Annotated in this window: 12 protein-coding genes and 1 pseudogene; 8 read left to right on the plus strand and 5 right to left on the minus strand. The window is 44.5% G+C overall.

All coding sequences use genetic code 11. The features are described from left to right. Positions 1-150 precede the first annotated feature (150 nt). Positions 151-690: a cytochrome b6-f complex iron-sulfur subunit gene (petC, locus tag NDI42_RS17280; RefSeq protein ID WP_190442304.1), complete on the plus strand. Its 540-nt coding sequence runs from the start codon at positions 151-153 to the stop codon at positions 688-690. Between the two features lie 96 nt (positions 691-786). Further along, entirely contained in the window at positions 787-1,776 is a 990-nt protein-coding gene (gene petA, locus NDI42_RS17285; RefSeq protein ID WP_190453218.1) for a cytochrome f, read from the plus strand. Between the two features lie 166 nt (positions 1,777-1,942). Here the strand turns inward: petA and fabD are convergent, their stop codons facing one another. Then, on the minus strand, positions 1,943-2,887 hold the full coding sequence (gene fabD, locus NDI42_RS17290) for an ACP S-malonyltransferase (protein ID WP_190453223.1): 945 nt from the start codon (positions 2,885-2,887) through the stop codon (positions 1,943-1,945). 333 nt (positions 2,888-3,220) lie between these two features. Between fabD and NDI42_RS17295 the strand changes: the two genes are divergently transcribed. Then, positions 3,221-4,600, plus strand: a complete 1,380-nt coding sequence (locus NDI42_RS17295; RefSeq protein WP_190453225.1) for a CHAT domain-containing protein — start codon at positions 3,221-3,223, stop codon at positions 4,598-4,600. Between the two features lie 267 nt (positions 4,601-4,867). On the opposite strand, the gene NDI42_RS17300 is transcribed toward NDI42_RS17295, so the two are convergent. Beyond that, positions 4,868-5,431, minus strand: a complete 564-nt coding sequence (locus tag NDI42_RS17300) for a TetR/AcrR family transcriptional regulator (protein ID WP_190453228.1) — start codon at positions 5,429-5,431, stop codon at positions 4,868-4,870. Between the two features lie 211 nt (positions 5,432-5,642). Between NDI42_RS17300 and NDI42_RS17305 the strand changes: the two genes are divergently transcribed. The 3 genes from NDI42_RS17305 to NDI42_RS17315 all read left to right on the plus strand — a co-directional run bounded on the left by NDI42_RS17305 (position 5,643) and on the right by NDI42_RS17315 (position 7,319). Next, the gene (locus NDI42_RS17305) at positions 5,643-6,050 is read left to right on the plus strand and encodes a nuclear transport factor 2 family protein (protein WP_190453231.1); all 408 of its coding nucleotides are present in this window, start codon (positions 5,643-5,645) and stop codon (positions 6,048-6,050) included. Positions 6,051-6,074: 24 nt separating this feature from the next. After that, on the plus strand, positions 6,075-6,482 hold the full coding sequence (locus NDI42_RS17310; protein ID WP_190453234.1) for a DUF5367 family protein: 408 nt from the start codon (positions 6,075-6,077) through the stop codon (positions 6,480-6,482). Positions 6,483-6,584: 102 nt separating this feature from the next. Next, positions 6,585-7,319, plus strand: a complete 735-nt coding sequence (locus NDI42_RS17315; RefSeq protein WP_190453237.1) for a Uma2 family endonuclease — start codon at positions 6,585-6,587, stop codon at positions 7,317-7,319. Positions 7,320-7,384: 65 nt separating this feature from the next. On the opposite strand, the gene NDI42_RS17320 is transcribed toward NDI42_RS17315, so the two are convergent. Next, the gene (locus NDI42_RS17320; RefSeq protein WP_190419480.1) at positions 7,385-8,974 is read right to left on the minus strand and encodes a glycoside hydrolase family 57 protein; all 1,590 of its coding nucleotides are present in this window, start codon (positions 8,972-8,974) and stop codon (positions 7,385-7,387) included. A 310-nt stretch (positions 8,975-9,284) separates the two neighbouring features. On the opposite strand from NDI42_RS17320, the gene NDI42_RS17325 reads away from it, so the two are divergent. Next, a complete protein-coding gene (locus NDI42_RS17325; protein ID WP_190453242.1) occupies positions 9,285-10,001 on the plus strand; it encodes a hypothetical protein in 717 nt (238 codons plus the stop codon). Between the two features lie 154 nt (positions 10,002-10,155). Continuing rightward, positions 10,156-10,293: a hypothetical protein gene (locus NDI42_RS17330; RefSeq protein WP_348231442.1), complete on the plus strand. Its 138-nt coding sequence runs from the start codon at positions 10,156-10,158 to the stop codon at positions 10,291-10,293. Between the two features lie 18 nt (positions 10,294-10,311). On the opposite strand, the gene NDI42_RS17335 is transcribed toward NDI42_RS17330, so the two are convergent. Continuing rightward, positions 10,312-10,845: a hypothetical protein gene (locus tag NDI42_RS17335; protein ID WP_190453244.1), complete on the minus strand. Its 534-nt coding sequence runs from the start codon at positions 10,843-10,845 to the stop codon at positions 10,312-10,314. Positions 10,846-10,888: 43 nt separating this feature from the next. Then, a pseudogene (locus tag NDI42_RS17340) lies at positions 10,889-10,993 on the minus strand (IS1 family transposase); the annotation flags it as partial.

Raw genomic sequence — 10,993 nt, forward strand, 5'->3', positions numbered from 1 at the left:
TACCCTAAGCAAGGCTGTAAACCTTTCCACAAAAGGGTTTGTGGCGACCCTGAGTAGTGGTTGTTTGATATACATTTATTAGTCAGGGTTTAACAAATTCGGGGATATTTCCCCAAATTGTTTACATAGCTATACACTGAAGACGAAATCATGGCTCAAATTTCTGGATCAGCAGACGTTCCCGATATGGGACGTCGCCAATTTATGAACTTGTTAACTTTTGGTGCCATTACAGGAACAGCACTGGGCGCACTATATCCGGTTGTCAAGTATTTTATCCCGCCGTCGAGCGGTACAGGAGGCGGTGGTCTAACTGCTAAGGATGCCATCGGCAACGACATCATTGTGAGCGACTTTTTGGCGAATCACAATCCGGGCGATCGCAGCTTAGTTCAGGGCTTCAGAGGCGACCCCACCTACATTGTGGTGACAGAAGACAAACAAATCGAGAATTACGGTTTAAACGCCGTTTGCACCCACTTAGGCTGCGTAGTTCCCTGGAACTCCGGCGAAAACAGGTTTATTTGTCCCTGTCATGGTTCCCAGTATGACAACACTGGCAAAGTAGTCCGGGGCCCAGCACCCTTGTCCTTGGGACTGGTTCACGCCGCAGTCGTTGAAGACAAAGTTACTTTAACGCCCTGGACAGAAACCGACTTCCGTACTGGCGAAAACCCCTGGTGGACATAGGGATTTTAGATTTTAGATTGAGTCTGAAATCTAAAATCCATGTATCCACGCATCCAAAATTGTTTGAAATTGACACTTCCTACCCCTCCTTAATAGATGAGAAAAGCTTCTTTTGCGGCGATGTGTAAATTAGGCAAGCGGGTAATTGCTAAAAGCATCCTGGTGGCGATCGCCACCCTATCATTATTCTTCGCAAGCGATCGCGTCCTTCCCCAGTCAGCTAGCGCCTACCCCTTCTGGGCCCAGCAAACCTATCCGGAAACCCCCCGCGAACCCACCGGGCGGATCGTCTGCGCCAACTGTCACCTTGGTGCGAAATCCACCAAAGTGGAAGTTCCTCAATCAGTTCTGCCAGACACCGTATTTGAAGCCGTAGTCAAAATCCCCTACGACACCAACATACAGCAAGTGCAAGGTGATGGCAGCAAAGGCCCCCTGAACGTGGGTGCCGTATTGATGTTACCCGAAGGCTTTAAGATTGCCCCAGAAGACAGAATTCCCGAAGAAATGAAGGAAAAAGTCGGGGAACTTTACTTCCAATCCTATAACGAAGACAAAGAAAACATCGTTATCGTTGGCCCCATCTCCGGCGATCAATACCAGGAAATTGTCTTCCCAGTTCTTTCTCCCAACCCAGAAACCGAAAAAGGAGTTTACTTCGGTAAATACTCCATTCATGTCGGCGGAAACCGGGGACGGGGACAAGTTTACCCGACTGGCGAAAAGAGCAACAACGCTGTCTATAACGCTTCTGTCGCTGGTAGAATCACCTCTATTGCCCAAGCAGAAGAAGGCGGCTCCCAAGTCACCATTCAGCCAGCAGAAGGCAATGCCGTTGTTGAGACAATTCCCGCAGGCCCTGATCTAGTCGTTTCCGAAGGGCAAGAAGTCAAAGCAGGCGAAGCTTTAACTAACAATCCTAACGTCGGTGGATTTGGTCAAGTAGACACCGAAATCGTCTTGCAAAGCCCCACCCGCGTCAAGTGGTTGATGGCATTCATCTTCGCCATCATGCTGTCTCAAGTCATGCTAGTGCTGAAGAAGAAGCAAGTAGAAAAAGTGCAAGCCGCAGAAATGAATTTCTAGTTTCTGTGCTGAATAATTGCGTGTAGGACAGGCATTATGCCTGTCTTTTTTTTATTGGGCTTCTAGTTCTTGCCAGTTGGCTATTTTTTGGTCGGGTGAGAGTAAAAGAGCGATCGCAACGAGTAGCCGCTAAACTCAGAGAATTGAATATTGACCCAGATACTCTCTAGAAACACACCAACGGCTTATCAACGCGCTGACAACCGAAACTGTATAATTCGCTTTCGCTAGTAATATTTGCCAATGCAAAGCCGAGGCGAGCAGAAACATTATCATGTAATTCTGCACGTTTAATCAAATTTGTCAATACTTGGGTGGAACCAATTTCCACCACCCGTTTTACACCTTCTGCTGCTAATTGCAGGGTGATTTCTCGCCAGCGAACTGCACCAGTCATTTGCTGACCCAGACGTTCTTTCAAAACTGTGGCATCAACTGCTGGCAAGGGTTCTACATTCGATAAAACAGGAATTTCGGCTGTTTGAAACTCAATAGAATCTAATGCTTGCTGGAATGCGAAGGCAGCTGTCGCCATGAACGCAGAATGAAAAGCACCAGAAAGCTTCAGGGGAACCACACGCTTCGCCTCTACCTGGGATAGTACCAACGCTACAGCAGCTGGAGATCCAGATATTACCAATTGGTCTAAATTATCACTAGCTAGTTCCACATTAGGAGTCTGCTGGATTTGTTGTTCAAGAAGAGCGCGATCGCATCCGATCAACACAGCCATCATCCCACTCGGAGCCTTATCCATTAACTCGGCGCGGCGCTTAATCAGGCGTAACCCCGATTCAAAATCATACACCCCAGCAGCATAAAGAGCGATGTACTCGCCCATACTGTAGCCTGCGACAAAATCGGGTTGGTGTCCCTGCTGCTTCATCAAGTCAGCAAGAATACTCGACACAACATAAATGCAAGGTTGGGTGTAGAAAGTCCGCGATAGCATTGTTTCATTGCTTTGGCAGACTTCCAAAACCGACCAGCCTAAAATTTCCTCTGCCAGCTTAAACTTGGCTTTAGCAGCAGGTATCTTTACTAAATCCAGCCCCATCCCTATCCTTTGGGAACCCTGACCTGGAAATACCCATGCACTCTTTATAGCCATTCTTTCCAAAAAGATAAGGGGTTACTTTTTTGTAAAACAATAATGCAGCCTTTCATTCCAGAAGAGAAAACCAAAGGCTAGTTCTTGAATATAAAACTTTTGACAGGTTACAGATTTTTTAAGTTCCGCACTACCTGATCAACTCAAAACAAGAAACTCTGCGTAGCTTTGCGTACTTTGCTTTAAAACCCTTCTCCTCTTTCTAGACAGAAGATACCTCTCAAGAGGGTTGGCAATATCCCCAAAACTAGCTGATAGTCAAGCTAACATCATCAATGGACGGCATCGCCTAGTAGAGCAAATTCTATGTAACTCAACATCAGTGAGGGGTTTATGAAATCAGTAGTAAGTAGCATTGGCGTTAGCTTGGCAGGATTATACATCATAGGAAGCGTCAGCAGAGAACCCATCCTGAAAGTTGCGATCGCTTCCACTCCTAACCCCATCTCCATAGCCCAAGCTGCTAAACCCTCAAAAGTAGAAATTGCCCTTGACGAAGGAAACTTAACTGAGGCAGTGCCACAAATCGAGACAACTTGGGAAAAGCAATATGAGGATTATTTTCGGGTAGCTTTCCCCGACAAGTCAATAACAGCTAAGGATGTCGCCAATACTTTAGACCGAATCAGCAAGCAAACCGGGAAAAACACTGCCCTGGTTTATGTATTTCCTCGCGAACAACAACTAGAACTCGTGTTGATTACTCCAAAAGGTAAACCAATTCACAAGCGAATTCTAGCAGCTAAACGCGAAGTTTTACTGGAAACAGTTAAAGACTTCCGAAAGAATGTTGTCAACCACTCAATCAAAGGTAGTAAAGACTATTTTCCAGCAGCCCGGCAGCTTCATCAGTGGATTATTGCGCCACTGGAAGCAGACTTAGAAACCAATAACATAGACACCTTAATTTTTTGCATGGGTGTTGGCTTACGCACTATGCCCTTGGCAGCATTTCATGATGGGCAAAAGTTTCTCATAGAAAAATATAGTATTGGACGCATCCCTGCCTTCAAACTGACAGATACCAGATACGCTGACATCAAAAATTCACCAGTTTTGGCAATGGGTGCGTCAAAATTTAAGGAACAAGAACCATTACCTGCCGTGCCAGTAGAGTTATCTGCTATTACACAAAAGCTGCGACGGGGTAAATCGTTTCTCAATCAAGAATTTACTTTGGATAATTTGCAGTCGCAACGCGCTTCTCAGCCATTTAAAATTATTCACCTAGCGACTCATGCTGACTTCCTACCGGGAGTTCCCAGCAACTCCTACGTTCAGTTTTGGGACGAAAAACTGCGGTTGAATCAAATGAAGCACTTAAGCTGGAACAACCCACCAGTAGAACTGTTGGTGTTGAGTGCCTGTAGAACAGCTTTAGGTGATAAAGATGCAGAGTTAGGCTTTGCAGGGTTAGCAGTTAACAGCGGTGTAAAATCAGCTTTAGCTAGTCTGTGGTATGTATCAGATGAAGGAACTCTGGGACTGATGACAGAGTTTTATCGGCATCTAGCTACTGCACCTATTAAAGCAGAAGCGTTGCGACAAGGCCAGATAGCAATGTTGAAAGGGCAGGTACGCATAGAAAATGGTCAATTGCACTCTCCGAGGGGAAATATATCTCTACCGCCAGAACTAGCAGGGCTTGGGAATCAAAATTTATCGCATCCCTATTATTGGGCAGCTTTTACCATAGTTGGTAGCCCGTGGTAAGCAAGGTAATCCTGTAAAAGGTAAAAAAGATAAGTAGGTTTGGTTGAGGAACCTCACCCAACTCTCCTCTCCATAATCGGGTTTGGTTTTATTTTATTACCCCACTTAAACCCACTTGATATTCTTCTTTATTCAGGGCATATATAACCGCTTTTTACTCCGATGCTTTCAGGTTAGGGAGTTAATTTTCTTTGAAACAAACTCTTTTTCAAACTTTAGGCTAAGTTTTTATAATTACCGCTTGCGTATTAATTATCCTCTGAACCACTACTCTAGATAAAGCATCAACATTTTTCCTAGCAAAGCGATCTGTTCAGTAAATAAAATTTTTTTATTGCCCCACAAACGTTCTAAAACTAAGCCATTAATTAAACTTAGTACAAACCAAGCGATCGCTGGATCGGAAATTCCTAAGAAATTAGCGATCGCTTGTTGATAACGCTCATCAATTTGCTGAAAAAATTGAGCTTTTAGTAGTTCTTCGCGGTCTTGATGCTGACAATAATCAACAATAATAAATGCTTGTTTAATAAAGTATTCCTCGTTTTTAACTAGAAATCTACCCAAAGCTTCTACACGCTCTTGCAGGGTTTGCATTCCTTCTAACTGTGCTGCTGCTGTAGTCACATCCTGCTGACTTATCTCTTCTACCAATTGCTCAAACAGAACTTGTTTACTCGGAAAGTAATGATACAGCGTCCCAGTGGAAACCCCTAATCCTTCAGCAATTTGGCGCATGGTGATGGCAGCATAGCCTTTATGAGCAAATAAATCAAAGCACTTACTCAGCAATTCTTTGCGGTATTGGTCACGATTAATAATCTTAGGCATAGAAACAAAAGCGTTACTCAAAGGCGATTTGCACAATCAGACTGTAACGCCCACAGCTAAAATTGACTACTTGACATATTATATCGAACGTATGTTATAAATAAGACCATCAAAGCTAAAGGAGCGTTAAGTATCCGAATATTGCGGTTAGAAGTTAGCCAAATCGCTGCATCCAAGGGCAATCTGGGGCAAAAATCAACCGTGAGGAGACATGAAAAATCCACTTGCAACCGTTTACTGCTATATCGCCGCCTGGAATGAGCGTGAACCTTCCCGCCGAAGAGAGTTAATTCGCCAAGCGTTCGCAGAGGATGCAGTGTACGTAGATCCGTTGAGTAAAGCTCAGGGTTATGACGAGATCGATAAAGCGATCGCTGGCTTCTTTGAGATGCTTCCGGGTACCGCATTTCTGGTTAGCGACGAAATCATCCGACAGAACTCAATTTTGAGCTATAGCTGGAAACTCACGGCTTTCGATGGAAGCACGTTGGTAGAGGGAAGCGATCGCGTACAGCTTGCGGAGGACGGTCGCTACCGCTACGCTATTGGCTTTTACGTAGCTGATCCTGTAGAGACATCTAATAAGGCTAAAACAGCTTTTGAAGCTTATCAAAACTAGATTTTCGACAATGAGGTGAACAAAATGCTTTTCTTTTCAATATGGGGGTTTTTCCTCTGGTTAGTAGTAACAATTCTTGTGAGATTCGCTGGAGATTTTTTATTGAATCCAGACAATTTTATGGTGGTACTGTTGACTTTTGTATTTACAGCCCCCTTAATTGCTGCCGTCACTTATTCTATTTATATCTGGCGAAAGCTTCCAACATCGCAACGTCCTTTAGCTGCCATTTACACCTTATTAACTGGAATGTTTTTGGACGTATTTATTGTCTTGTTTTATCCGGTAATCCTTCCTAATCTCTCGCCCATTGAAATTAGAATTTATTCAGCATTGTTACTATGGGCATATAGCTGGGGATTATTGTCAGGCTTTTTTCCCAAACAGTTAACGGTAACAAGAGAAACACCTTCAGCGTTAAATATCTCTTAGCTAGAGTATGGTAGTAGGTTGGGGAAAAACCTACTACCAATAAATACTACATTATAAGGAAACTTGATATAAATTGGAGATAGCCTTAGTTGAGGGATAGATATGACAACAACAGTCTCGCTAGAAGAATATATCCCAATCCAGATTGAGTATCCAGATGAGGACGGTAAGCCGATGGCGGAAGGTGATGTGCAGTGTAATTACTTGATTTATGCTCGGAGTGCGCTGCGGATTTATTTTCAAAATCGTCCTGATGTATACGTGGCTGGCAATTTATTTATTTACTATGAAAAAGGTAATCCGGAGTCAGTTGTTGCACCGGATACATTTGTCGTTTTTGGAGTAGAAAATAAGGAACGCCGTACTTTCAAAACTTGGGAAGAAAACAATAAAACGCCTGATTTCGTGTTAGAGATAACTTCAAAAACTACCCGTGCCAAAGATCAAGGTGCAAAAAAAGGAATTTACGCTTTTTTGGGAGTAAGTGAGTATTATCAATACGATCCTACAGGGGATTATCTCAATCCCCAAATCCAGGGATTACGCTTAGTTGAAGGTAACTATTTGCCAGTAGCAACAACAACTTTACCGGATGGAACAGTGTCGTTAACCAGTGAAGTTTTGAAGCTGGAGTTGCGGCTGGAATCTGGAGAACTGCACTTTTACGAGCCAGCAACAAATAAAAAACTCCTTACCCATAATGAAGAAGCAGCAGCACGACAACAAGCAGAAGACGCTCGACAGCAAGCAGAAGATGCTCGACAGCAAGCAGAGGAAAAAGCCCAGCGATTAGCCGCTAAACTCAGAGAGTTAAATATTGATCCAGACACTCTCTAAAAATAAAGTGGGCTTGCCAAACCTAATAAAGCCCCCCGGAATTCGGGGGGTTGGGGGTATCTGTATTACAAGGGACGATAAACTCGATAGTTGATTTCGGGGAAGATGTTGTCAATTTCCTCGACTTTTTCTAACCAACCGCTGTCGATTTTACCGATGTTGATGTCATCGTAGAGCTTGTTGAAGCGCATCAGATGCGATCGCGTTCTTCGCACCGCATACGGTACCATCGTCCCAGTACGCATAATAAAGGCCCAGTCAGAAGATTGCGCCAGCAGCAATTCTCGCGCCGCTTGGTTCAGCGCTTTCCACTCCAGTTCATCAGCAGGTTCCCGTCGCCCTAACTCAATCATCCGTTCTGCTGCTTTATGCAAATGCGGATAAATCCAAGCATTAGTCTCATTCAACCAATACTCATGGAAACCTTTGTAACCCCAACTCGACTGAGAAGGACGACACACTTGCTGGGTCGGGTTGGCGCGTAAATAATCTGCCAAATGCGTCATCTGATACGTACTTTGGTCATACCAAGACTTGCGGAACAGATAATCTATAAACCACGGGCCTTCATACCACCAGTGGCCAAATAACTCTGCATCGTAGGGCGAGACGATAATTGGCGGACGCTGCATAATGTGGTGCAAGTGTTCGACTTGCCGCTCCCGATTATACGTAAAGTTGGCGGCGTGTTCAGCAGCCTTTTCCCGCGCCCAGTAAGGGTCATAAAGTTGCTTATCGCCCAACCCTAAACCACGCCCAGTAATCTTGTGATATTTGATGCCCGTATTCTTTCGCTGGCCATTGGGCATGATGTAGGGCTTGATGTATTCATATTCTGCTTCCCAGCCCAAATCCTTGTAAAATTCCCGATATTCCGCCGCACCGGGATAGCCTACTTCCGAAGACCAAACCTGTTGGGAAGACTCGTGATCTCGACCGAAGGCAGCAACTCCGGTTTCTGTAAAGATGGGGGCATAGGAGCCAAAGCGGGGGCGAGGACGGGCGTAGAGAATGCCATGCCCATCAGTGAGGAAGTAGCGCAAGCCCGCATCGGCTAACATCCGCTCTAATCCTTCATAGTAGGCGCATTCTGGCAACCAAATCCCTTTGGGAGGACGACCAAAGGTTTGCTCGTAGTGTTCTACTGCTACCTGAATTTGCGCCCAGACTGCTTGGGGATACATCTTCATCAGCGGCATATACCCGTGAGTTGCGCCGCAGGTGATGATTTCCAGGTTGTTACTATCTAAAAATTGTTTAAACGCCGTCACTAAGTCCCGGTCGTGGCGTTCCCATGTCTGACGAATGCTGTGAAATTCATTCGTGTAGTGTTCCGCGAGGTAGCGGATATGACCGTTATTCTTGTTATGCTCAACTTCTAGTTGAGCTAGTTCTTCCAGTTGGGCTAAGTGTTCGTCGTAGCGCTCTTGTAGCAGAGGATCGCGTAGCATTGACACCAAAGGCGGTGTCATACTCATGGTGATTTTGAAGTCAATGCCGTCCCGCTTTAAGCCCTCAAATACGTGCAGCAGAGGAATATAGGTTTCGGTGATGGCCTCAAACAGCCACTCTTCTTCCAGAACATAGTCACTTTCAGGATGGCGGACGAAGGGCAGGTGAGCGTGGAGGACTAGGGCGAGGTAGCCGATGGGCATAATAACTTTGGGGTTTGGGATAGATGTGGAATCGAGGCAAAGACGAATTTTAAATTATTTTAAGATTTTACGGCTAAAGGTAATAAGTATAAGAGCGGTTTAGTTTATTAAGGGCTAGAAGCTAAAAGGCATAACGATAAAAGGAAAAATATAAGAGGCAAGAAATGGGTAATGTGAAGACTGAGGGCTTGGGGCAAGATATCTTATAGCAACCGTTTGCCAGCAATCCGATGAAACGGGATCTGGAGTATCGTCTAGATTGCTTTTGGCTGTCTATGCTGAGAAATAAGGATCAACCAAGTGAGAGCAAATGCCGAAAAATCCTTTGAGTTTATGTTTGTTGACCAGCACCCTTTGGTTTGGTGCTTCGATTGCTACTATTGCCCAAGCGCCTATCCCAGAACCAGCCCAAGAAAGACCTACTCAAGCGCCTACCCCAGCGCCAGCGTCGTCTAATATAAAGTTGACGCTGGAAGATTTGCCTGCTGGCTTCCAAGAATTACCGCCAGAAGTAGCAGCTGCTATTGCTTCAAATTTAGAAATTCTTAGACAACAGCTGACTCAGGCAAACATCAAGCCGGAAAATTTCTTTGCTTTTGTCAATCAAGAGAACTTTCAAATTGTCTTGGGATTCACGGGAAATATGCCGTCAGAGCCGGAGCGGGCAAAGTTTGATGCCAGTCTGCAAGAAATGCAGAACCCGGAAGCACAGCAAAAAATGTTGAGCCTACTCCGCGAAAGACTAAAAGGATACCAGGGACTAGAGGTTGTGGAATACAAATCGCTTCCGGAACTGAATAGCCTGGGGAATGCCTCCTCCGGCATGAGCTTGGCTCTCAAGCTGCAACAGCAGCCTGTGCGGATGGATGTAGCGGCTTTCCGCCGCAACCGGGTAGGGGCGTTAACAGCGGTGATTTATACAAATGGTAAACAACCATTGGTACCAGTGGGGGATGTGATTCGCAAGTTAGACGGGCGAATTTTGCAAGTGTCTCCTGCTGCTAATCTTCCGGGTTCAGTGAGGTAGAAAAAGCGATCGCGCTCAAATTAATTGAGGCTGATGTGCGATGTTAAACTCAATTGATTAATTCTCAATGGTTGTGGTGGGCTTCTGCTCACCCTACCCAATCAATCTGATGATTGCTTAAATTTAACAACTTGGCTTAACTTGTTATGACCTGATGGAGATTGTCAGGAGTGAAGAAAGGGCGATCGCGTTTTGGTTTGGTCTGTTTGAGTTATGCGATCGCTCTCCTCAAATCTTTTTGGAACCCATTCCGCCGGGTTACTCTTCGAGCCTACAAACTCGTAGTTGCTAGTCGCTTATACGGATAAAGTTAACCGCTTGAAGGAAACTTAGACGCAAATTCCCAGCAAGCACCTCTAAAACTTGACCAGCTACCACTCTCTTCTCGCTCAGGCAATGTTACACCGAAGTAAGTCTCACATATCGGGGTAGCTATTTTCAAAAACTGGAGCATCACTGCTTCTGGGATTACGGTTCTCTTATTGCTCATCCATTCAGACCAGAGATGATTCATAACTAATGCCATTAATTTAATTACATTAGCCTCTAAATTACTCAGGTGTTTACAGTTCTTAGCCAAAGTTGCTAAATCTTGCGAAAAAGCACTCATTCGGGTATGAAAACTAGCACCACCAGGTTTAACCATATACTCAGGAGAACGAGTACCAATGTGAGATAAATCAATATATTTACAATACTCTAGAAACTCTCCATATGAATGCCTACTTTTCTCGTCTATATAGTTGTTTTTTAGCTTTAAGAGTTTTTCTTCTCTGCAATATTCAGCTTCAGATGCACTGAATGCTACTCGAAAGAGATCATCAGCTGACTCACACAGCTGCAATTCTTTCTCGGTAGTCCTGCATAGTAATGATAACGCCAGTTTTTCATTCTATAGATAAACTGGCGTTATATTCATGAATAAAATACCAAATAGCTCCTATATGATTGGAGAGTTTTTTAGAGAACGAAAGAGTTTTTCTTACCAAACG

It is taken from the genome of Funiculus sociatus GB2-C1, from assembly GCF_039962115.1.
Taxonomy (GTDB): domain Bacteria; phylum Cyanobacteriota; class Cyanobacteriia; order Cyanobacteriales; family FACHB-T130; genus Funiculus; species Funiculus sociatus.